Source organism: Flavobacterium crocinum (assembly GCF_003122385.1).
GTDB classification, from domain to species: Bacteria; Bacteroidota; Bacteroidia; order Flavobacteriales; family Flavobacteriaceae; genus Flavobacterium; species Flavobacterium crocinum.
The window spans coordinates 2377229-2400614 of the sequence record NZ_CP029255.1 but is presented as its reverse complement, the minus strand read 5'-3'; the positions used below and the strand labels follow the sequence as shown (position 1 = coordinate 2400614).

At 34.7% G+C, this 23386-nt stretch carries 14 protein-coding genes; 2 read left to right on the top strand and 12 right to left on the bottom strand.

The features are described 5' to 3' along the window. Positions 1 to 16: 16 nt before the first annotated feature. Positions 17 to 3577 (bottom strand): SusC/RagA family TonB-linked outer membrane protein, encoded by a 3561-nt coding sequence (locus HYN56_RS10905; RefSeq protein WP_109192186.1) that lies wholly within the window; start codon positions 3575 to 3577, stop codon positions 17 to 19. A 242-nt stretch (positions 3578 to 3819) separates the two neighbouring features. Next, the gene (locus tag HYN56_RS10895) at positions 3820 to 4974 is read right to left on the bottom strand and encodes a FecR family protein (protein WP_109192185.1); all 1155 of its coding nucleotides are present in this window, start codon (positions 4972 to 4974) and stop codon (positions 3820 to 3822) included. Between the two features lie 279 nt (positions 4975 to 5253). Here HYN56_RS10895 and HYN56_RS10890 point away from each other — a divergent pair, with 279 nt between their 5' ends. Beyond that, positions 5254 to 5865, top strand: a complete 612-nt coding sequence (locus HYN56_RS10890; protein WP_109192184.1) for an RNA polymerase sigma factor — start codon at positions 5254 to 5256, stop codon at positions 5863 to 5865. A 10-nt stretch (positions 5866 to 5875) separates the two neighbouring features. Here HYN56_RS10890 and HYN56_RS10885 read toward each other — a convergent pair whose 3' ends face one another. Next, positions 5876 to 6226: a gamma-glutamylcyclotransferase family protein gene (locus HYN56_RS10885; RefSeq protein WP_109192183.1), complete on the bottom strand. Its 351-nt coding sequence runs from the start codon at positions 6224 to 6226 to the stop codon at positions 5876 to 5878. A 7-nt stretch (positions 6227 to 6233) separates the two neighbouring features. Continuing rightward, entirely contained in the window at positions 6234 to 6989 is a 756-nt protein-coding gene (locus HYN56_RS10880; protein WP_109192182.1) for an MBL fold metallo-hydrolase, read from the bottom strand. A gap of 102 nt (positions 6990 to 7091) precedes the next feature. On the opposite strand from HYN56_RS10880, the gene HYN56_RS10875 reads away from it, so the two are divergent. Further along, on the top strand, positions 7092 to 7967 hold the full coding sequence (locus tag HYN56_RS10875) for a LysR substrate-binding domain-containing protein (RefSeq protein ID WP_109192181.1): 876 nt from the start codon (positions 7092 to 7094) through the stop codon (positions 7965 to 7967). A 186-nt stretch (positions 7968 to 8153) separates the two neighbouring features. Here the strand turns inward: HYN56_RS10875 and HYN56_RS10870 are convergent, their stop codons facing one another. The 8 genes from HYN56_RS10870 to xylA form a co-directional block, all read right to left on the bottom strand. Then, positions 8154 to 10064: a sialate O-acetylesterase gene (locus tag HYN56_RS10870; protein ID WP_109192180.1), complete on the bottom strand. Its 1911-nt coding sequence runs from the start codon at positions 10062 to 10064 to the stop codon at positions 8154 to 8156. 174 nt (positions 10065 to 10238) lie between these two features. Further along, positions 10239 to 11864, bottom strand: a complete 1626-nt coding sequence (locus HYN56_RS10865; RefSeq protein WP_109192179.1) for a GH35 family beta-galactosidase — start codon at positions 11862 to 11864, stop codon at positions 10239 to 10241. An 87-nt stretch (positions 11865 to 11951) separates the two neighbouring features. Then, positions 11952 to 14159: an endo-1,4-beta-xylanase gene (locus HYN56_RS10860; RefSeq protein WP_109194778.1), complete on the bottom strand. Its 2208-nt coding sequence runs from the start codon at positions 14157 to 14159 to the stop codon at positions 11952 to 11954. Between the two features lie 13 nt (positions 14160 to 14172). Then, a complete protein-coding gene (locus tag HYN56_RS10855) occupies positions 14173 to 15537 on the bottom strand; it encodes a glycan-binding surface protein (protein ID WP_109192178.1) in 1365 nt (454 codons plus the stop codon). A 31-nt stretch (positions 15538 to 15568) separates the two neighbouring features. After that, complete coding sequence (locus tag HYN56_RS10850; protein WP_109192177.1) at positions 15569 to 17200, bottom strand: RagB/SusD family nutrient uptake outer membrane protein; 1632 nt, start codon at positions 17198 to 17200, stop codon at positions 15569 to 15571. Positions 17201 to 17213: 13 nt separating this feature from the next. Further along, on the bottom strand, positions 17214 to 20384 hold the full coding sequence (locus HYN56_RS10845) for a SusC/RagA family TonB-linked outer membrane protein (protein WP_109192176.1): 3171 nt from the start codon (positions 20382 to 20384) through the stop codon (positions 17214 to 17216). A gap of 576 nt (positions 20385 to 20960) precedes the next feature. Beyond that, the gene (gene fsa, locus HYN56_RS10840) at positions 20961 to 21617 is read right to left on the bottom strand and encodes a fructose-6-phosphate aldolase (protein ID WP_109192175.1); all 657 of its coding nucleotides are present in this window, start codon (positions 21615 to 21617) and stop codon (positions 20961 to 20963) included. Positions 21618 to 22053: 436 nt separating this feature from the next. Then, positions 22054 to 23379 carry a xylose isomerase gene (gene xylA, locus HYN56_RS10835; protein WP_109192174.1) on the bottom strand — a complete coding sequence of 442 codons (1326 nt, stop codon included), beginning with the start codon at positions 23377 to 23379 and terminating at the stop codon, positions 22054 to 22056. Positions 23380 to 23386: the final 7 nt, after the last annotated feature.

Below are 23386 nucleotides of genomic sequence, written 5' to 3'. Positions count from 1 at the left end.
GTCTAGTCTTTATAAATTAGAAATTAACATTTACTCCGAAAACAAAACTTGGAGATATGAAACCGCCCAACATATACTTAGCATCTCTGCTTTTAGCAAAAGTATATACGTTTTCTGCGTTTAAATTAAAACGTACACCGTCTAACTTCACTCTTTTAACTATGTCACTTGGCATTTGATACGCCAACGAAACGTTGCTTAATCTCACATTTGAAGCATCCAGAATATTAATATCTGCGTATGAATAAATAGTACGGGAATCTGAATTAAATTCCGGATCATATTCATATACTACTCTTGGAACATTTGTAAATGCCTCGTCACCCGGTTGCTGCCAACGATCTGCAATATGATTGTTTACTACTGAAATATCAGTTACATAACCTCCTGCTGCTCCATTATAAACATTATTTAGCATTGGTAGGAATGTATTTCTTACTTTATGTCCTAACTCATAAATGAAAAGAGCCGAAAGCGAGAAGTTTTTATACTTTGCAGAAGTATGGAAAGAACCACTATGAGTAGGAACTGTTGAACCAAAATCCTGAATTGCATCAAGTTGTCCCGGATTATATTTTACTGCTGTTCCTGAAGCATCATAAACCTGAGGAATTCCTGTACTGCTTAATCCAGCCCATTTATAGCCATAAATTGAATTATAATTTGTTCCTACTCTCGGGAAAAACTTCGCTTGATCCAATTGTAAATAATAAACTGGTGCTTTTACATTTACATAATCTACTCTGTTTTTGTTGTAAGCATATAAAATAGAAGCATCCCAGGAGAATGAAGGTGTTTTAACGATAGTTCCGTTCAAACTAACTTCAATACCTTTGTTAGTCATTTCACCATTGTTAATATAATAAGTAGAATACCCCCATCCTTCGGTTGGAATTCCCTGGCTACTTGCTAACAAATCCTGTCCTTTTTTGTTGTATAAATCTAAAGTTCCGCTTAATCTGCTTTTAAATAATGAAAAATCTAAACCAATATTTGTTGTAGTGGTTTTTTCCCATGACAATTCAGGATTTGGTCTTTTATTAACTGTTCCCTGATTTCCTCCAACATTTGAATTTGAATTGTAATATGCTGTTAAATACGGAGCAGAGTCTTTGGCAATATTCCCTCCAATACCGTAAGATGCACGAAGCTTAAGACCATCTACCCAATCAGCATCAAAAAATGATTCGTTGTTAATATTCCAACCCGCACCTGCTGACCAGATTGGTTTATTTTGGTATTTACTATCTGTTCCCCAAAGGTTTGAACGATCCCAACGAATACTTCCTGAAAGTGTATATCTTTTGTCGTAAGTATAACCTCCTGTTGAGTAAACAGAAACATAACGGTTCTGTAATTCTTTCTCTAATGAAAATTCGTTTTGCCCCATATAACCACTAAAAACAGTTCCATAAACCTTTAATAAATCTGCCTGATTTATTGGCGCAAAACCTAAAGTTTGTGAGTCATAACCATATCTTGTGTTATCGTTATATTCTTGTTTAGAGTGACGAATTTCCATACCGGCAATCGCAGAGAAATCATGCTTTTCTGCAAAAGTCTGATTAAAGTTTAATTGCTGACGGAAATTATATGCATTAGAATATTGATTCGTTTCTTTAATAATATCACCGTAAGGTAAATTGTAAACTGCCTTATTATTTGCAATTGTTACCATTCCGTTTACCTTGCTTCTTACATAATAAGAGTCTTTACCATATAACTGACTTGCTCGATCTGACCCAAATTCGTACTGGAACATCGCATTGTATGTAAATGCTTTACTAAACTTCACATTAAATTTTGCAAAAGTTCTGTTTAAGAAAGTTTTATTTTCAGTCAGATTTCTTCCAAACTCGTCCATTGGAGTAATATCCATGTTATAAAGACCATAAGTCTGCATGGACTGAAGTGTGAAATTATTGTAACGAGAAGCTGCCGTAGAAACAAAATTAGTTCCGTCATTATTCACTAACTGATTGTATGGCTGATATTTAAACCCAGGTCCTGAAGCAAAATAACTTTGTGTATCTCCCTTTCCAAAATTGGTGTAAGATCCTAAATCCAGAGACAACCAGCTGTTAATCTGAGTTGAGTTCTTTAAGTTAAGACCAACTGTTTCATTATCAGAATATCTGTCTTCAAGCTGATTGCTTTTGTATGTCAAAGAGGCATTAAAAGTATTGTTTTCTGTCGCCTTTCCTAAACTAAGATTGTGCTGTAAAAAATACTGATCGCGTTTAGCATATTTAGCTATATCATCATAGTATTTATAGCCCTGAGAACCAAGCGCATCCAAACGGGTGTTCATTTCTGCCATTGAAGTTTTTCCTGCATAACCATTTAAAATAGTCTGCATTCCTAAACTTGTAAATACAGCATTATTTAGTAATGACTGGGCATAAGTGCCAGCATTAGCAGTTTTTAAATTAGGATTTCCATCTGCCCATCCTCTTTCCAGACCAATAATATCTCCGGAATCAGTAAGGTTTCCTGTATAATTTCTATAAGGAGTAACGGTTAAGTTACTTGAAAACGAAATATTGGTTTTTCCTGCTTTTGCTTTTTTAGTAGTAATTACTATAACGCCATTAGCAGCACGAGCACCATAAATAGAAGAAGCTGCCGCATCTTTTAAAACCGTAATTGTTTCAATATCTTCCAAGTTAAGACTCGGAAGATTGTCTTCTATTGTACTATAAGGAGTTAATCTTGTATTTTCTACCGGAAAGCCGTCAATAACATATAAAGGAGTTGTTAGCCCTGTCATAGAAGTCGTTCCACGGATTCTTCCATCCTGATATCCAACAACACGTCCTTCTAAAATTTTATCTAAACCGCTTAAACGCTGTTCCTGAAAATCTTTAGCTTTTAAACTAGAGAAAGATCCTGTTGCTTTTTCAGCTGTAATTTCCTGATAACCTGTCTTTAAAACAATTCCTTCCAATTCCTGTACATCTGCCTTTAAGACAACGTTGATAACACTTCTGCCTTCCACTTTTATTTCCTGTCTAACATATCCTAAATAAGAATAAGCCAAAGTAGTTTCGCTGCTTACAGCAATAATCTGGTATTCTCCATTAAAATCTGTGTTTACTCCTCTTCCTGAACCATTATCAGCAACAGCAGCACCCACTAAAGGCATCCCTTTTTCATCGGTAACTCTACCTTTTACGATAAAATCTTTTTCTGCTGCACTCTTTTCTTCCGGCGCTTTTTTTGCCATCAGAACGATGTGGTTTCCGGAAACTTTATAGTCTGTGCCTGTATTTCCAAAAATGGTATTTAAGATTGTTTCGATAGAAACATTATTCTCATTAACATTAATAGTTCTGTTTAAATCAACAGATCTTACATTGTAAACAAATCTATAATTAGTAGTGTATTCAAGCTTTTCGATAACTTTTGCAACGGTCATATTATTGGCATTGAAAGACATTTTTGCCTTTTGCGAGTAGCTTACTCCCGCCTGCATCACCGTAAAAGTGGTTAAAATAAATAATGTGGTCAATTTCATTTTCAAATCGAATTTCAAAAAAGGCTTGTCGAACCTGATTGTGTTCAATAGTTTTTTCATACTTTTAAATCGTTTTTTTTTAATGTTGGTTGGTTAATTAACTGATCGCATTTACTCTACCGGGAAATGTTGGCGCATTTTCCGGTTTTTTTATAACGATCCTTTTCATTTTTGGATTTTTGTTACATAGGCGTTTAATTTATTTTAGATTTCTGATTTTAGATTTTAGATTTTTCAATCTTCAGTCTATTTTCTATTCTCTATTTTCTATTTTCTTTATTCTATTTTCTTTATTCTATTCTCTATTTAATAGTAATTTTGTCTTTGTTGATATCGTAATCAATCGCATAACTGTCACTGAAATATTTTAACACCACTTCGATCGGCTCGTTATCAAAACGGGCATTGAAAATTTCTCTTCCCAATGTTTTATTTCTGTTAATGAAAGTCACATTATAACGACGTTCCAGTTTTTTAATAATATCATCAAACGAAGCATTTTTAAACACGAGACTACCTGTTACCCAAGCCGTATAATATTCTGTATTAACCTGTTCGGTTGTTATTTTGGACTTACCTCTTTCATTTGAGCCTTTTTCTCCGGGTTTCAGATACACTTGATTTTCTTTTGTTTTCTGATCCTTGTACATAGATACTTTTCCTTCAACCAAAACAACATCTGTGCTTATATTTTCGGTGTATGTATCTACATTGAACTTAGTTCCTAAAACTTCAATATTTACATTTTGTGTATTCACATTAAACGGATGTTCTTTGTCTTTCTCAACTTCAAAAAAAGCTTCTCCCAAAAGATAGACTTGTCGGTTTTGATTCTTAACAAACTGTACCGGATAACGTAAAGATGTTCCTGCGTTTAAATGTACCAACGATCCATCTGACAATTGTACTTCAAACTTTTTCCCGTATGGAATTCGGATGGTATTGTACACCAACGCCCCATCAGAATAGGTTTTATTATAAACCAACCTGCCTTTTTCCTGTCTTCCAATTACATTTCCGTCTTTATCGGTTATGTTTTTCGCTTCATTTAGCCTAAGATTCTGTGATTCGTTCCCAAGTTGTAATACAATCTCATCTTCTCTGGGAATCACTACATTTTGTTTTGGATGCGTTATTACAGTGTCTGAATTTTTATAAAAATAAAATCCGCCCAAAGCCACAATCAAAATCGCTGCATATTTATAGTACGATGTAAATCTTCTTTTATAAAAAACATTATTTTCTTTTCTGATTCTTTCTGAAAGTTGTTTTCTCGCTTCAGTAGAATCAAAATTATTCATAGCAGTATCTATTGCGTAATTGGTTTTTATAAAATCCTTAAACACAATTTGATTCTCATCTTCCTTCAGCCATTCAGTTAGTTGCTCAATCTCTTCCTGACTTGCCTGATTTGTGATAAATTTCACGATTAATCGTTCTGATTTTTTCACGGTCATTTTAGTTGTTTTTAATATTATTACGAAGCAAAAAAACAAAACCCTAACAATTTGATAAAGTTTTTTTCATTTTGCTGATTTTTTTATTTTTCACAAGTTTTTTCTCTCAACAAATTCTACTAATTTGATAGAAGTAAAAGGGTAAATATTTTTATCTTTGCCTTTTTTGAGTTTTTTATTTGTAATAAATTTCAAATAGAAATTACAAAAAATGAAGATTTTTAGCAAATAAAGGTCTGATTTAGGCAGTAAAAATTATAAATTTATATATTTGTTTCTATGAAAACGGGTGATTACAACGATAATACTATACTTATTGAATCTCTACAAAATGGAGATGAAATGGCGTACACCTATTTAATTGACACCTACCATCATAAACTTTGTGTTTACGCTAACAGTCTGGTTAAGAATGTTTACAGTGCCGAGGATATTGTACAAAATGTTTTTATCAAGGTTTGGGAACAACGTACGAGATTAAAACCGGAACACTCTTTAAAAAGTTTTCTTTACAAACTGACTTATAATGAGTTTATCGATTTATATCGAAAAAATCAATCTTTGTTTTCATTAGAGAAATCCTATTACGATGCATTGAACGGAATTGTCCAGGAAGAAGATTCAGAAGCTTTTCAGAGAGTTTTAAATGCTGTTAATAAAGAAATTCAGAACCTGCCTCCAAAATGCAAAGAAGTTTTTATTCTGAGTAAAAAAGAAGGTCTGACCAATATCGAAATCGCCGAGCATTTAGATGTTTCTATTAAAACGGTTGAAGCTCAAATCACTAAAGCCTTTTCGATCTTAAGAACTTCATTGGAAGAAAAAGTGAAAAGTGTTTTGTTTCTTTTGTTTTCGGCTAAAAAAAAATTCAGACTAAGTAAATTAATCTGAATTTATTGACTTATTGTTTTAGAGCATAGATAAACCCTATTCCCTTTTTTCCTGTTTCGAGTTCATATTCGGTTTCGATTCGCGTATAACCGTCGCCCTCAAATTCGTCCAGATAATCCCAATTAGCAGTAAGGTCATCTGAGAAAAGAACATAACAGTTTATCGTTTCGGCTTCATTTTCCGGCATCGCAATAAAACCGTTATATCCAAGTGATGAACCCCAGCCACCTTCTTCCAGTTTTCCTTTTATAGTAGCTTTTTGCCAATCGCCTTTTATAGGATTCATAACCGAATGATTGGATTCTCCCGGTGCCAATGAACCGTAAATAATTAAAGCCGGCACAGATTGTAAATCTTTCATCTATATTCTATATTCTATATTCTGTTTCCATTTTCTCCTCAAAAACTTCTAAAACCGGTATTTTCATATCGTGGTAAAAAAGCACTTTCCAGTTTTCGTCTTTAGCCTGCTGTTCCCATTTTTTGCGGGATTCCATAGCGCGTTTTCCATCAAAATCTGTTTTATAAGCCACGTGCATTGACCAGTAAATTTTCTGAGGCAAATCGTCTGCACCATAAAAAACAATTTCATCATTGGCTTTGATCCAGAAAACCTGATGATATTTAGTATGTCCAGCCGAAACTTCGTAGAAAATTTCATCTGTTATATTGCCTATATCATCCTGCATTAACTCAACATTCGGCAATTTTTTCAACTCATTTAATATTTCAAAAACATATGACGGATTATTGATTTGTTCTAAAGCAAAATCTATTTCGCGTTCCTGAATGTAAATTTTAGCATTCGGAAAATTACAAACAAAATTACCTTCATTAAAATAACCAATTCCTTCAATATGATCTTTATGCAGATGCGAAACCAAAACTTTTGTAATTTGTTCCGGCTCGATATTATTCTTTCTCAGCATTTCATGAATAAAGGGAACTCCGTCATTCATAAATCCTAAACCAAAATCTAATAATACGACGTCATTATCTGTAATCACAACAAAAGGCTGGATGGCCATTTTAAGTCCCTTTTCAGTTGTGTCTTCTGTAATTAATTGGAATTCTTTTTTAGAATTGGCGATATAATTTCCTTCTTGTAAAGCTATAATTTTCATTTTCTTGTGCTTTGATTTTGAAACATTACAAAGTTCTTAAGAATTTCTATATTTGTAAAACCTTATTTTTCGATAAAATCAATCGATAAAACCGATTTAGAAATGGAACTTCGACAGCTTAAATATTTCCTGAAAGCCAAAGAATTACTGAATTTTACCGAAGCTGCAACAGCACTTCATATCAGTCAAAGCACTTTATCGCAACAAATTAAACAACTGGAAGATGAATTGCAGGTGCCACTTTTTAATAGAATTGGAAAACGAATTACACTTACAGAAGCCGGAGATTTATTCTCGGTTTACGCCCAGCAGTCTGTCAATAAAGCTTCTGACGGATTTGAACTTTTAAAAGATCTGAATAATCTCGAAACCGGGAAAATTGCTATCGGTGTTACTTACGCCTTACGTCATGTGGTTACCAAAGCTTTGATTTTGTTTAGTTCTGAATTTCCAAAAATTCAATTCGAAATTGTCTTTGGGACTTCGCAGGAATTGATTCATAAACTAAATCATTTTGAACTCGATGTGATTCTGACTTTTGAAGAAATTGCTTCTGAAGCGCATTTTAAATACAGAGCATTATTTACATCGCCAATGGCTTTGGTTACTTCTGTTGAAACGCCATTTACCAATAAAAAAAGTATTTCTCTCGATGAGGTTAGTACTTTGCCACTTGCACTTCCGTCTAGCGGTTTCAGTACGACGCAGTTTATCAATAAAGCTTTTCAAAAAGACAATCTCAATCCTAAGGTCACGATTGAAATCAATGATATTCCGACTTTACTAGAACTGATTAAAACAGGAAACTGGCATACAATTTTAACGAAAACAACAATCGAAAACGAAAAAGATCTTCATGCGATTCCGATAAAAGGAGAAAATATGACGAGAACCGCCATGCTGATTTCTCTGAAAGAAGTGTATGAGAAAAAAGCAGTTAAGGCGTTTTTGAAAATGCTGATGGAGAATTTGAAATAGGTTTTAACATACAATATCCATAAAATTTGTCATTCTTGACGAAGGAAGAATCTTCGCAAGTAGCTTCGTTTCGTAAGTAACCAACGAAGATCCTTCGTCCCTCAGGAGGACAAAATTGGGTGTATCACTTGCGGAATTTCTAGTGTGATTTCTCCTTCGTCGAAATGACAAAAAAGATGTAAAAAATTAATTCAATCCCGCTTCAAAAGGCGAAGCAGGTAAATCTTCTTTATTGAACAAATTAGCATTTGAAGGATTATCGGCCCACGCGTAACGCACTTTTACGGGATTCTGAATATCATTATTCCAAACTATAACTTTATCACCTTCAATCGTCGCTTTTGCCCAAACAAACTTTCCATCGGCACCGGCAATTGCAAAACCATTTAAAGTATCCCCTCCTTTACTTATCAAACCTGTTCCAATAGTATCGAAACTCAAAATAAGCTGTTCTTCTTTTTTCTCTAATGATTTAAAAACAGGACCGGATGCAATTAATTTCTTTTCTCCATAAACTAATTTTTCAGCTTGTAATGCCAATCGTTTTCCTACATCCAATTTGTTTAAAGGGTGAATATCATTCCATTCTCCTAAATCAATAGCCACCGCCATCCCTGTATTTGGGACTTCCAGAACGCCACTTTGCTGTTGTCTTAAAACTGCCCAATTGCTTTCTGTAGGTTCTGGTTTTGATTCCATAAAATTAGGTAACTGAACAAGCAGAAAAGGAAGTTTTTCCTGTTTGAATTCTGTACGCCAGGTGTTTATTAAAGTTTCCATTAAAACAGTATATTCCATTGGTTTTCTAGTATTGGCTTCGCCCTGATACCACAAAACTCCTTTGAGCGGATAATTCTTAATTGGTGCAATCATAGCATTATAAAGTCCGACTGGTTTCCAGCGCACGAAAGTTTGTCCCGGAAGCGGTTGCATTTTTGATCCTAATTTATAATTCCAGCTTCCTTTTAAATCAATGGTTTTATCGCCAATGATTAATTCGTATGGTTTATCGGTTACAAAACCTCCTCTTCCTGAATTATTGATCACACGAATGGTAATTTCATTTTTTCCTTCTTTTAAAATATTTGCATTGAAAGAATAAATTCGAGGCGGATATTGGTATGAAGTGGTTCCAACAAAATTTCCGTTTACAAAAACTGAATCGGCATCGACAATTCTTCCTAAAATAATTTTCGCCTGACTTTCTTTAATTTTATCTAAAGTAAATTGCTTTTTAAACCAAACCGAACCATTTGTATTTCCTAATTCTCCATCCGCCCAATAACCTGGAATGTTCATTGTTTTCCAATCGGAGATAACAAGTGAATTTCTCCATTTATTTTTTAATCCAAGATCGGTTTCATTTAATAATTTGTACCAATCTGAACTTACTTTTCGGTCGTTTGCATCAATTTCTTTTTCCAGTTTCCCATCTTTGAATTTTAAAAATTCCTGATAATATTCCGGAAACTTTTTAATTCCCTCTTCATTGATCCAAGATTCTGCAGGAGAACCGCCCAAAGCGCTATTGATTAATCCGATTGGGACTTTGTATTTTTCATAAATTTCTAAAGCAAAAAAATAACCAACTCCCGTAAACTGTAAAACGTTCTGCGGATTTGCTTCAACCCACGAACCCGAAGAAAAATCGTTTCTTTCTTTTTCGAAGTAATATTCGTCCGGAACTAAAAATTGTCTGATTTTCGAATTCTCAGATTTAGCTATTACTTCTTTGTATTTGTCTTTCAGTCTGTCCATCGAAAGTTCCATATTAGATTGTCCTGAACATAGCCAGACATCTCCAAAAAGAATATTTTTAAGGACTACAGTATTATTTCCTTTTAAGGTCATTTCATACGGACCTCCTGCTTTTTGCGATGGAAGCTGGATTGTCCATTTTCCGTCTTCAGCAGTAATGGTTTTGTATTTTTTTCCTTTAAAATCCAGTTCTATATTTTCATTCGCAGACGCCCAGCCCCAAATATTGGTCTTGGTATCGCGTTGTAAAATCATTCCGTCGCTTATTAATCGTGGCAATTTTATCTGCGCATTGATTCCAAAAGATATTAGAAATGTAAGTAGTATTATTTTTTTCATGCTATTTAGTCTTTCTTGTTGCGATTTTTTTTTTTTGCCACGAATTCACGAATTTTTTTATTAAAAATCTTCGCCTAAGATTAATTCAATTACTCAAATTAATTTGTGTAATTGAAGATAATTAAAACGCAAAGAAAGAATTAGATAAATTCGTGAATTCGTGGCTAAAAAAAATCATTCATATGTATATAATTTTATTTTCTGGATTTCGTAATCGCCTACAGAAATTCTCAAGTGTCTGCCCTGATGCGTTTGATCTCCGTTAAAATGCCTGATGGTTTTCCATTTTTCATTTTCAAATTTTCCCTGATCGGTTTTTAGAATTCCAGCGTTTAGATTTTCTTTTAAAGATTTAAAAGTGACCACAATTCCCGAGCCCGAAATATAAAATTCGTCTTTTGCAATTTCAATAATAATGGCACTTGACGTTGGCCAAACCTCAGCTTTTGCTCCATCAGACCAATTTAGGGTATAATCATGCTTAAAGGTGAATTCATAATCTCCTTTTTTAATTATCTGCGTATTATTTTCCTTGTCTAATAAAACACCATCTATTTTTCCCTGTCCTTTATACGCTTCAATCGTTGGAGTTAATTGTTGTACCAAATCATATATTTTTCCTAAAGGCTCTTTTTTCGCATCGGCAACTGATTCTATAGAAAATGGTGAAAAACCAATCGCTTCATAATGTCCGATTGCATATAATCCTTTAAAAGGAGCAGTTTCATCAAAACGATGCTCGGGAATAAATAACGGATCGCCTTGTCTGGTAAATAAATCGTTCCATTGTTTGAAAGACGGATTATAAAAATCGGGGGCTAGAAAATCAATTGCATTTCCTGCAGCTTTCCAAACGTCCATTATGTGTGGAAGTGGTCCAGCGCTTGGATATTGTCCCGGTTTTTTCTCAGGTGCGTTCAGAGCTGCATTGACAAACATCGGAATTTGGTAAACGTCTTTTCCTGCTTTGGCAACTGTATTGGTGAATTTTGAAAAATACCAGGCCATAAAAATTTCATCTGTGTGCAATCCTTTTCCAAAAATGTCTTCCCAATTTCCAGCAGTTTTGAATCCGTTTTTCTTCCAGATTTCCAAAAATTCTGGAACCAGTTTTTCTTTGTTTTTCTGTAAATATTGAATCAATTCTTTTGGCACTTCTTTTTTGAAAGCTTCATTGGCTAAAGAATGATAATCACGTGCCGTTGGCAACATTCCGATTTCGTTCTCAACCTGAATCATGATTACGGTTTGTTCTTTTTGGTCGAAATCTTTAATGTGTGCCATTAATTTTTTGAAAGCATTCAAATCGGCTTGCAGATTATTTTCGCTGAAAGGTGTTAAAATTTCATGACTTTTATCTTTATCATCTTTAACTCTAGGATATTTTTTCTGGTTTAATTTTACCCAAGCTGGCGCATGACTCGACATACTGTTTTTCCATGATCCAAACCACAAGAAGACCAATTTTAAATTTTCTTTTCTGGCTCTCAAAATCAGATCATCAACCAAAGCAAAATCAAATTTCCCTTCTTCTGGTTCTATAAGTTCCCAATATATTGGTGTTAAAACAGTGTTGAGATTCATATCAACCAATTTGGGCCAAATGGTTTCCATGCTTTCCATACTCGTGGCAGAAGAATTCCCTAATTCTCCACCTCGTATTATAAAAGGTTTATTATTGACAATGAGCTGCGTTTTATTTCCTTTTTGCTGCAGATGAGGTATTTTCTCTTGAGAAAAACCAAATTGTGTGAGAACAAAAAATAGTATCAGAGCTGTATTTTGGGAAAATTGGAACATTCTAATTCTTTTAAAAAATTAAAAAATAAATAATCCATAATATAAACTTTTTACGGTTCACATTATGGATTAAAACTAACTTAAAAATTACTTAACTAATTCTCCTGAAAAATCTTTACTTACGTCTTTTCCAGCAAGACCATCAGCAGCTCCTTTATATGCATGTTTACGAACGTAATTGGCATCCCAAAGGTTTGGAGATTCATTTGGAAGCCAGTATTCGTGCTCTTTAGCATTATCAGAAACACCCCAAATCGTGATTCCGTATTGCTGTGCTGCAGGAATGTATTTTTTATACATATCGATTACGTATTGATACATTTCTGCCTGCGAAGCTTGTTGTGCTACAGTTGGTGTTGCAGTTCCTAACCTTACGTCTAATTCAGAAATTTTAATCAATTTTCCTGATGCAGCCAATTTTTGGAACATCTGAACAATTTTATCTTTATCTGTTGTTAAACCAATGTGCATTTGTGTACCAATTCCATCAACCTTAGCTCCCTGGCTTTCGATATATTTTACGTATTCGATTAATCCATCACATTTATCTAATCTGGATTCTAAATTGTAATCGTTAATGAAAAGTTTATCAGTCGCATTTCCGTATTGACGAGCCAATTTGAATGCTTTTACAGCATAATCTTTTCCAAGATATTTCACCCAAGAGAAATAATCTGAAGCTGTATCGCCTTCACTTCCATTTCTTAAAGTTCCGTCTTCTTTCATTGGTTCATTTACAACATCCCAGGAGAAAACACTTGTTTTGTAATGTGTCATCATTTTAGAAATCCAATCGGTCATGGCATCGCCAATAATTTTGGTTTTCTCAGCATCTGTTTTGTCAATTGTAACTGGTGCAGTAGGTCCACTTCCTGAAGAGGATCCATCCGTAACTAAAACATTGTCGATATAATAAGTTCCTGCAGCCCCTCCTAAATCAAAACCAAAACCTGTTTCACCACCTTTCGCCGTGATTTTCCATTCTATTTGTTTCCATGTAGTAGTAGTTGTCTGATCTCCCTGATAACTTGCTAATGATGATGGTGTAGTAGAACATCTTACAGATCCATTAGCTTCAGATCGAATCATATAAGAAATAGTATAGCTTTTTCCTGCTACCAATGCTGAAGTAAAAGTAGTCTGGATCTGAGTTTTCCATTGGTTTGAAGCATCAGATGTTGCGTTTACTACTTTCATTGATCCGCTTCCCTCATAAACATTTGAAGCTCCTGTTCCTGCACTTAAAGCATCTGCGGCTCCATTAGCTTTAGTCCATCCGGTGATTCCAGAATTGAAATTTCCGTTAGAAACTAAATTAACAGGTCCTGTAGCGGCATCAAGATCCACAACTGCAAGAGTATTTGCATCAATTAAATAGGTTACGTTTGGAAGATATCCTAAATCTAAATTAAATTGAAAAGTAGTACTTCCTGCTTTAAAATCGCCCGGAGCTAATTTAATTTTTACCTGCTGCCACGAAGATGTTGTTGCAAAAGCTTCTGTCCAGCTACCACCAGTTGCGAACCAGTCTTTATATGGATATTGATTGGTTAAAGAAGTATTAAATGAAATACGTCCTTTACCTGCAACATCAGATTTGATATAAAATGAAATCTCGTAATTATGTCCTGTCACAATTGGCACATTTGGTGATGTCAACTGCAAACTGTAAGCTGCAGAAGATGAAGCACTAGATGCCAGCTGAATTGCTGCTGATGTACTAGTTAAACCTGAATTAGCAACGGTTGTAATTCCTTTTCCTGGATTATTTCTTGCCCAGCCCGTAAAGGAACCATCTTTAATCGATGCTAAATCCAGAATATTTGTTCCGCTTGAACCCGGAATTACGGTTGGGGCAATAATACCATTTAAATAACTTGCATTTTGGTTCGAATGCCAGATTAAAGTATGACCAAAAACACTTAATCCTGCGCTTTTTGTGGCCGCTATAAAGGCATCTACATTGGTAAAATTTATCTCTCCTTTTGAGTTTACCATCGCACCGTGTTTCATTTCATAACCTGGTGTAACTTCGTCAAAATTTTCATTTACAATTTTTCTATAGGCAGCATCGCTCATGTATAAACTAATTCCGATTCCGTTTCCTAAAGGAAAATCGGAATAGTTTTTTAATGGTTCATAACGGCTGATTTTTTCTACTAAAGCTAATGGAAGTTCAGCTCCTGTTACTGCTCCGTGTTCCGGGTCTTTTCCCCACTCCATCAAATTATCATCACATGATGATAAAATCATTAGCGATGAAGCGATTATTGGTATGATATATTTAGATTTCATTTTGTGGTTTTTGTTAGTTAAAATCATTGTAAACTGGTGTATCTAATGGTACAATTCTCCAGTTATCTGTGTACACTTTTACTGAAGTTGCTTTTGATGGGAATTCTACTTCACTGGCATTTCCTGTAACATTGGATAGTTTTACATCAGAATTTTCGAAATAAATTCCAAAGTTTTGATAGGTCGCCGCTTCACGATAAGCTAAAACCGTTTCGAAAGTAAAGGCTTCTTTAGACCACGCGTAGAACTTATTTAATGGAATTGTAACAGTAATCCATCTCGTTGTTTGTACGCCTACTGCTTTTCCATCTACAATCCAAGGAACATAGTTGTAACAAGCTCCAGCCCATTCTCCACCGTTAAAATTATTAATCATACAGATTTTCAAGAAACCTGACTGAGCCCAAATTTCTGGAACTAAAATATCAAATTGAAATGCAACTTTATCCAAAGGTGTCGTTGCCGGAATATAAGGTGTTAATTGTGCTCTCCAGTTGTCTACTCCATTTCCTGCTGTCCAAACTTCTGAACAACGATTTTTTGCAGCATCAAAAGAAGCAATACGAGCCGGACGATGAGGTACATATTTTCCCTGAGAAGTATTTCCTGTTCCAATAGCAGCTGATTCTAAATCTGCCGGCTGAATCATACTGGTTGAAGTTCCCCAGTATCCATGAGAACCTTGTCCGTCAAAATTTAGCAATATTCCTTTTTTGAAATTAAAATAAGCTGGAGAATAAACTCCTCCGTTTGATGTTTCTGCATAAATTGAACCTCCTAAATCTGAAATACCACTTGGAACAACAACTGTAAATAATTCACCATCTTCATCTGAAGTAATTCCAGAAGTCACTTCAACATTTCCTGGAAAAACTACTTTACTTACTTCTGTTAAACCAGCTCCAGCCACACTAATTGTTTCACCTGGATTTGGCATCGTGTTAGAAATACTAGAAATTACTGGTTTTCCTGCACGAATCTGAAAAGGAAATATTACTTCATGAGAATCGTTTACAAAACGAATTGTATTTCTTACTGAAGGATCTGCGTCTGAAATTGGAGTATCTGCTGATACACTTACCAGCATAGAATTATCGGATACAAAAACTACATTAAAATAAGTTGAATATCCGTTAATATAAACCTTTCTCAAACCTGAAAAACCAGAACCTTCAATACGTAAGAGCTGACCCAAACGAGCAAAGCTTACTTCTCTGTCCGGCACAGTTGAATTTATATCTTCTAAAAACACTCTCGTTATTGTCATCGAGCCTCCTTGAGAATCGTTATTGTCACATGATGTAAACAACATGCCGAAAAACATCATTCCAAGTAATGCGATGGAAGCCCAATACTTTTTGTTTAAAATATATTTCATATTTATATCTTTTAATTTTTTAGTTCTGAAACTAGAATAAGTCTTTAATTTTCTCTTCCGTAAACTGATACGGAACTGGATTTTCTCTCAACAACGGATTCTGAACTAACTCAGATTCTGGATAAGGAAGAAGGAAAATTGTCGCATCGATAACACCAATGGCACGTGGACTGCTGCTTCTTGCTGGGTCTATGGAAACTGTATTCGTTGCAGCATCATAAAGAATAGGCTGAACTGTACCTCTGTCTTGTCCTGTTATATAATTAATCACTTCCTGCTGTTTGTAATACGCTCTTCTTACCAAATCATACCAGTATTGACCTTCCATAGCCAATTCTACTCTTCTTTCGTGTATAATATCTGCATAAGTTAAAGTTGTTTTTGGCGTAAGACCTGCACGTGTTCGTAATTTGTTTACGCCCTCTAAAGCCATCGCATCAGAAGTAGAAGTATTGTTTCCTAAGGCAGCTTCTGCATAATTTAGATAAACTTCGGCCAAACGCAACATATTGGTATTCAAAGCAGAATTCATACGGGTAATTTTCGAATTGTCTTTAGTAGACCCCACAACTCCTTTTTTTATGTTCACAAATTCTTTGCTGTGATTTACTGTATAGCCACCGTTGGATTTATTAATTTCTGGATAAAAATCATCATCAGCCATCCATGTAGCTCTTCGGCGAAGATCTTTTGATTCGTATTCTTTTAAAACATCATACGATGCTCTTGTCCAGTAACCCCAGGCAGCATCGTCTCCGGTAATATCAGAGCCTAAGGCAAAATAGGCCTGCTGTGTATTATTTACTCCATAAACTCCGTTTGGAACCCATTGAAGAGCAAACATAGACTCTGAATTGTTATTATTCTCAATCATGAATAAATCTTCATAATTTGCCATCAGGCTGTAAGGACCTGAACTTATTACTTTTTCAGCAGCTTTCTTTGCTAAATCAAGATATTCCTGACTGCGTGTTCCACTGTTCGGATTATCGCTAACTCCTGAAAATGATAAATAAACTCGGGAAAGCATTCCAAATGCGCTGTATCTTGTTAAACGGCCAGACTGTCCTGCAGTTTCGGGAAGATATTTAGCTGCAAATTCTAAATCACGAATTGCAAATTCATAAACATCTTTTAATGGATTTTTGTTGACAATTGGATTTTTTACTAATGCGCTTGGATCTGTTGAAATAATAACATCCCCCCATAATGAAGCCAAATACCAGTATGCCGTTCCTCTCATAAAACGAGCTTCTGCCATATATCTGTTTTTAATAGCATCGTTTAACGGACTTCCGGAGATTCCAATAATTACGTTATTAGATTGTTGTACTACATTATACAAAGATCCCCAGGCAGAAACCAACGGTCCGGTTAATCCCGTTTCTGTTAAATCGGTAAACGGATATACATAATCTGAGAAAGGAGCATACATATTCGCAGAACGTCCATCTCCTAATCCATAATAGAATTTATCATTAAAATCAAACCACACCACATTATACAATGGTCCTGTTGCGGCCTGAAAATCAGATTCACTTTTATAGAAATTTTCTTTGGTAATTCTATCGTTTGGTTCAACATCTAAAATATCGCTGCAACTGGTATAAACAAATGGCAATGCAATGATTAGAGCCGTATAAAATATTTTTCTTGTTTTCATTGTCTGGAAAATTTTAGAAATTAATGGTTAATCCAAGTGTAGTGATTATTGGTGACGGGTAACGTCCATTATCAACACCGTTTAAAAGATTATTTTGATTTGCAGCACCTACTTCAGGATCATATCCTTTGTATTTGGTGAATGTCAGTACATTTTGTGTATTAGTGTATACTTTTACATTCGAAATACCATATTTTGAATACAAGTTCTTAGGCAGATTATATCCAATAGAAATATTTTTTATTCTTACGTAAGATCCGTCTTCAACAAATCGGTTACTCAAGCGATAATTAGAGGCAGATGAAGCAGATGAAGCTCCAATTCTAGGCATGTAAGGATCACCTCCAACAATCTGAACATTACGATAATCATTTGGTCCTGTCGGATCAATTAATTCTAATTGTGCGTATCCTAAAGCTGATTTTAATAAATTGGTATTTTCACGAGGGTTTTCCAACCATCTTCTTTGATAATTCAGCACTTCATTCCCGTAAGATCCTGTTAGAAAAATATTGACATCAAAACCTTTGAATGAAAAAGTATTACCTACTCCAAAAACAAATTTTGGTTCCGGGTTTCCAATAAAACTCAAATCTTTTTCGTTGATAACCCCATCTTTATTTTTATCATCAAAAATATAGTCTCCTATCCATACTCCATTTTCTCCAATTGCCATTCCTTCAGGTAAAGCAGTTGGTTTTACCACGCCGTCTTTATCTTTATAATAAAAATCGGTAGCTTTCTCAAAACGTCCAATTACTTTATAACCATAAAACTGTCCTATTGGTTGTCCAACAGCTGTACGGGTTACAACAGTAACATCCGATCCCTGCTGAACTGTCTGATCATAAACTCCTGCTTCTGAATTAAGTGCTAAAACTTTACTTCTGTTAAGAGAGAAAGTAAAATTAGACTTCCAGACAAAATCAGGTCTTTCCATATTGATGGTATTCAGGCTTAACTCAAGTCCCTTGTTTTCAATAGAACCAATATTAAATATAGGCGGAGTGGTAGATCCCTGACCTGTTGTCCCTGCATAAGCCGGGAGTGATAAAGGAAGTAGTAATCCATCTGTTTTCTTGTAGTAAACATCAGCAATTAATTCAATTCTATTATCAAACAAGCCCAAATCAAGTCCCAAATTGGTCGATTTTGTTTTTTCCCATCTCAGATCCGGATTAGCGGTATTGGTTGCAATTTGTCCGCTTCCCCAATTGGTTGCAGATGTCCCATAAATTGAGGTATAAGGATAAGCGTATTGAACATTCTGATTTCCAACAAGTCCCCATCCTAATCTTAATTTCAAATTGTTGATCGTCTTATTTTCTTTTAAAAAGCTTTCATTTGAAACTTTCCAGGCAAAGGCCGCTGATGGAAACCAATCCCAACGATTTTCCTCAGCAAACTGAGAAGAACCATCATATCTTAAAGTCCCGGTCAACAAATACTTATCATCAAAAGAATAAAATACTCTTCCAAAGTACGAACTAAGAGCTCCGGTAAAACTTCCATTTGAATTTCTGGCCGTAGTAGAATCCCCGGCATTTAAATCTGTAGCTCCATTTGTAATGTAACCAGAACGATATCCGTACAAGTTATCGTTGTTTTTTTCTACATATTCCTGAGCTGCCAAAGCAGTAACAGCGTGTTTTCCAAAAGTTTTATTATAAGTTAATGTATTAGTCCAGATCCAGTTGTCACTAAGTGATTTTGTTCTGCTTCCTTCTCTTACTTCGTTTACAAGTGCTCCAAAAGTATAAGATGGATTAAAAGTATAGTTATTTCCAAAATTATAGTCTATTGAATAGTTTGTTTTAAGCTTTAAATCCTTAGAGAAAGAGATTTCAGCATAAACATTTCCTCTTATACCATAATTTTTATTGTAGTTGTCTCTCATTAAAGCAAGACCTAATGGGTTATTCTGTACAAATTCTGTAGTATCAGGGCCATCAAAAGTTCCGTCTGCATTACGTGCTGCTACATTAGGTGTTTGTTTTAAAGCTGTTAGTATTAAAGCTCCATCAGAAAAAGTATTGGTCTGATTGGTTTTGTAGACAGCAAGATTTACTCCAACTTTTAAAAAGCTTTTTACCTGCGAATCAATTACTCCTCTAAGATTTACACGATTAAATCCTGATCCAATCGCTACCCCTTCCTGATCCAGATATCCCATACCAAATGCATATGTAGTTGTATCAGAACCTCCTGATCCTGATAAATTATAACTCTGCATCATGGCAGTTGTAAACAACTCATCCTGCCAGTTTGTTCCTTCTCCTAATAAATCAGGACGAATAAAATAAGGATCTCTTTGTACAATTCCTAAATCTGAACGGGTGTTTTTCAACGTTCCGTATTCTCTTAAATTTAGTACCTGAAGCTGTTTTGGTATTTCCTGCCATCCTACATAACTATCAAAATTCATAGTAAGTTCCCCTTTTCTACCCGCCTTTGTGGTAATAATAATAACACCACTACCCGCTCTGGAACCGTAAATAGCTGTAGCTGAGGCATCTTTCAGAATATCTACCGATGCGACATCTGCAGGATTAATACCTGCTAATGGGTTAGTATTATTTGAACCTGTATTTCCATCAATTACTACTCCATCAATTACATAAATTGGCTCATTACCTCCCGAGATAGAACTGATACCACGAATACGAACAGACGAACTGGAACCCGGAGCTCCATTATTTGCCTGAATATTAACCCCTGCAACACGACCTTGTAATACCTGATCAAGAGTAGTTGGTACAGATTGTGCTATTGCAACGCTATTTACAGAAGAAATTGCACCTGTTAAATCGCCTCTTTTTGCTGTACCATAACCGATAACCACAACTTCTTGTAAGCTGTTCAAATCTTCTTCCAGTGTAATATCAATTTTATTTTTATTAGCAACAGCGATCTCTTTGGTTTTATAACCTATAAAACTGAAAGATAAAGTAGCATTAGCCGGAACTCCGGTTATGGAGTAAGTTCCATCAAAATTAGACACAGTAGTCGTTTTGGTTCCTTTTACAATAATATTCACACCTGGTATTGGTCCACTACCATCAGATACAGTACCCGAAACAGTAGTTTGCGCATTTACCGCGGCAGAAAATACCAGCATCAGGATTAAGAATCCCAAATTCTTAAAGTATTTAGATCTGCTTTTAGTAATTAAAAAGTTAGTCATAAATAATTGGTTTAATGAGTTAATAAGTATGGTTTAGTTAGTTTAATTTTAATTGACCTATAATTTGTTTTTTTATATTAAAAGATCAAACAAAAACAACTTATAGTCAAAACAAATATATGCAAAAAACAACAACACACAATCGGTTGCGTTAATTTTTTTTGTCATTTTAAAAAAAATACCTCTTTAAAAAAACATATTTTTTGCATATACTATTAAAACATTGAATAATTATTAAAAACCATAATTAATACAACGAAAACGTTAGAGATAATAAATGATTTAGTTCTAAATCTTAAAAAAAACATAAAAAGTTAAATTTTAATATTTTACCAAAAATCACTAAAACGTTGTAGTAAACTTGTAAAAATGAGTTTGAGACTAAATCCTTATCCAGCCCTTATAAAACAAGGCTTTTATTCGCTTATCAACTACTAATCAAACAATTGACAACTAAACAATATATTTCTTACAAAAGCATAAAACAAACAATCGGTTGCTTTTATTTCAAAAAAAATCCCCTCCAAATTCAGTTGGAGGGGATTCAAAAAATAGTAGAAAATGAATCAAAGAAATTTATAAATTCATCTTTTTAGCATCTTCAACAAATTGTTTCAAACCAATATCGGTCAACGGATGTTTCAACAAACCTTTGATTGCCGATAAAGGTCCAGTCATAATATCTGAACCAATTTTGGCACAGTTAATAATATGCATCGTATGTCTTACTGATGCTGAAAGAATTTGTGTCTGATAACCATAATTATCATAGATTTCTCTGATTTCAGAAATTAAGTGCATTCCGTCTGTAGAAACGTCGTCTAATCTTCCTAAAAATGGCGAAACATAAGTCGCTCCAGCTTTGGCAGCAAGTAAAGCTTGTCCCGCAGAAAACACTAAAGTTACATTGGTACGGATTCCTTTTGAAGAAAAATATTTACAGGCTTTTACACCGTCGCCAATCATGGGCAGTTTCACTACAATTTGAGGATGTAAAGCTGCCAGCTCTTCTCCTTCTCTAACCATTCCTTCAAAGTCAGTCGAGATTACCTCAGCCGAAACATCGCCTTCAACGATATTACAAATAGCTAAATAATGATTTAGGATGTTTTGTTTTCCTGTAATGCCTTCTTTTGCCATCAAAGACGGATTGGTGGTTACGCCGTCTAAAACGCCTAAAGCCTGCGCTTCTTCAATGTCCTGAAGATTGGCAGTGTCAATAAAAAATTTCATAAGTTTTGGTTTAAGTTAAAAGTATTTTTGCGTAAAAAAAACTTTGTCAAAGTTTAAAACATTGACAAAGTTCTCAGTGTGTTCTAGCGAGTGAAAAATGTGCATTTCGATTGATTCTGCTCTTCAAAAAACCTTCAATAAAAAATACTCACTTATTATTTTATCAAACTGACTTTTTATTCGTTTTGATTTTCAAAAAACAGTAACTAAACCTTCAATCTGTTTTTCTTAAATCTCAAAGCAAAAAGCCATAATCTTAATACACATTTTCAAAGCTTTTTATCTAAAAATTATTCTTTAAACATATTAACGTTTTATAGCTATCATATTTAAAATTTTAATCTCTTTTAGATTTTTTTCTCTCACTAAATATTTTGTAGAAACAAACCTAACAGGTTTTGAAAACCTGTTAGGTTTAATTATGTAATTTTACCAATTAAATATATTGGTTGATGATATTTTCAAACAATTCTTGTTTACCGCTTTGAAGATTTAATTCTCCATTTTCGTGAGCGATAGTATAAAGATCTTTCAAGTTTAATTTTCCATCAGCAAAATCTTTTCCTTTTCCAGAATCGAAAGAGCTGTATCTTTCTTTTCTTAATTTCTCATAAGGAGAAGAAGTGATGATTTTATCTGCAGTCAATAAAGCTCTTGCAAAAGTATCAGCTCCGCCAATATGTGCTAAGAAAACATCTTCTAAGTCTGTTGAGTTTCTTCTGATTTTAGCATCAAAGTTAACTCCTCCGCCTTGCAATCCGCCAGCTTTTAAGAAAACCAACATCGCTTCAGTAGTTTCCTGAATGTTATTTGGGAACTGGTCTGTATCCCATCCGTTTTGGTAATCTCCTCTGTTAGCATCGATACTTCCTAGCATTCCAGCTTTTGCAGCCACTTCTAATTCGTGTTGGAAAGTGTGTTGTGCCAATGTAGCGTGGTTAACCTCAATATTGATTTTGAAATCTTTGTCTAAACCATAATTTTTCAAGAATCCGATCGCTGTAGCCGAGTCAAAATCGTATTGGTGTTTTGATGGCTCCATTGGTTTTGGCTCGATGAAGAAAGTTCCTTTAAAACCTTGAGCTCTTGCATAGTCTCTAGACATTGCTAAGAATTGCGCCATGTGGTCTAATTCTCTTCCCATATCAGTGTTTAGTAAAGACATATAACCTTCTCTACCACCCCAGAATACGTAGTTTTCTCCACCTAAAGCGATTGTTGCGTCAAGTGCTAATTTTACTTGTCCACCCGCTCTTGCTACTACATTAAAATCAGGATTTGTAGCGGCTCCGTTCATGAATCTTGGGTTCGAGAAACAGTTTGAAGTTCCCCAAAGTAATTTAATTCCAGAGTCTGCTTTTTTCTGTTTTAAATAATCTGTAATAAAAGCCAAACGTTTTTCTGATTCTGCAAAAGTTGCTCCTTCGGCGATCAAATCGTAATCGTGGAAACAGAAATAATCGAATCCCATTTTGCTGATGAATTCAAAAGCAGCATCTGCCTTATCTTTTGCTGCCTGATACGGATCTGATGAAGCATCCCAAGCAAACTGCTGTGTTCCTGGTCCGAATGGATCGCTTCCTTGTCCGCAGAAAGTATGCCAGTAAGCAATAGCAAATTTAAAGTGCTCACGCATTGTTTTTCCTGCTACAACTTGGTCCGGATTGTAATATTTAAACGCCAAAGGATTGTCAGACTCTTTTCCTTCAAACTTAATTTGGCCAATACCTTTGTAGTATTCTTTATCTCCTAAAACTATCATTTTATCT

Bases quoted from the DNA above. Each gene is read 5' to 3' on its own strand.
- HYN56_RS10850 (WP_109192177.1), bottom strand. From the start codon at position 17,200: ATGAAAACAAGAAAAATATTTTATACGGCTCTAATCATTGCATTGCCA.
- fsa (WP_109192175.1), bottom strand. From the start codon at position 21,617: ATGAAATTTTTTATTGACACTGCCAATCTTCAGGACATTGAAGAAGCG.
- HYN56_RS10890 (WP_109192184.1), top strand. From the start codon at position 5,254: ATGAAAACGGGTGATTACAACGATAATACTATACTTATTGAATCTCTA.
- HYN56_RS10870 (WP_109192180.1), bottom strand. From the start codon at position 10,064: ATGAAAAAAATAATACTACTTACATTTCTAATATCTTTTGGAATCAAT.
- HYN56_RS10905 (WP_109192186.1), bottom strand. From the start codon at position 3,577: ATGAAAAAACTATTGAACACAATCAGGTTCGACAAGCCTTTTTTGAAA.
- HYN56_RS10895 (WP_109192185.1), bottom strand. From the start codon at position 4,974: ATGACCGTGAAAAAATCAGAACGATTAATCGTGAAATTTATCACAAAT.
- HYN56_RS10875 (WP_109192181.1), top strand. From the start codon at position 7,092: ATGGAACTTCGACAGCTTAAATATTTCCTGAAAGCCAAAGAATTACTG.
- xylA (WP_109192174.1), bottom strand. From the start codon at position 23,379: ATGATAGTTTTAGGAGATAAAGAATACTACAAAGGTATTGGCCAAATT.
- HYN56_RS10860 (WP_109194778.1), bottom strand. From the start codon at position 14,159: ATGAAATCTAAATATATCATACCAATAATCGCTTCATCGCTAATGATT.
- HYN56_RS10880 (WP_109192182.1), bottom strand. From the start codon at position 6,989: ATGAAAATTATAGCTTTACAAGAAGGAAATTATATCGCCAATTCTAAA.
- HYN56_RS10885 (WP_109192183.1), bottom strand. From the start codon at position 6,226: ATGAAAGATTTACAATCTGTGCCGGCTTTAATTATTTACGGTTCATTG.
- HYN56_RS10855 (WP_109192178.1), bottom strand. From the start codon at position 15,537: ATGAAATATATTTTAAACAAAAAGTATTGGGCTTCCATCGCATTACTT.
- HYN56_RS10865 (WP_109192179.1), bottom strand. From the start codon at position 11,864: ATGTTCCAATTTTCCCAAAATACAGCTCTGATACTATTTTTTGTTCTC.
- HYN56_RS10845 (WP_109192176.1), bottom strand. From the start codon at position 20,384: ATGACTAACTTTTTAATTACTAAAAGCAGATCTAAATACTTTAAGAAT.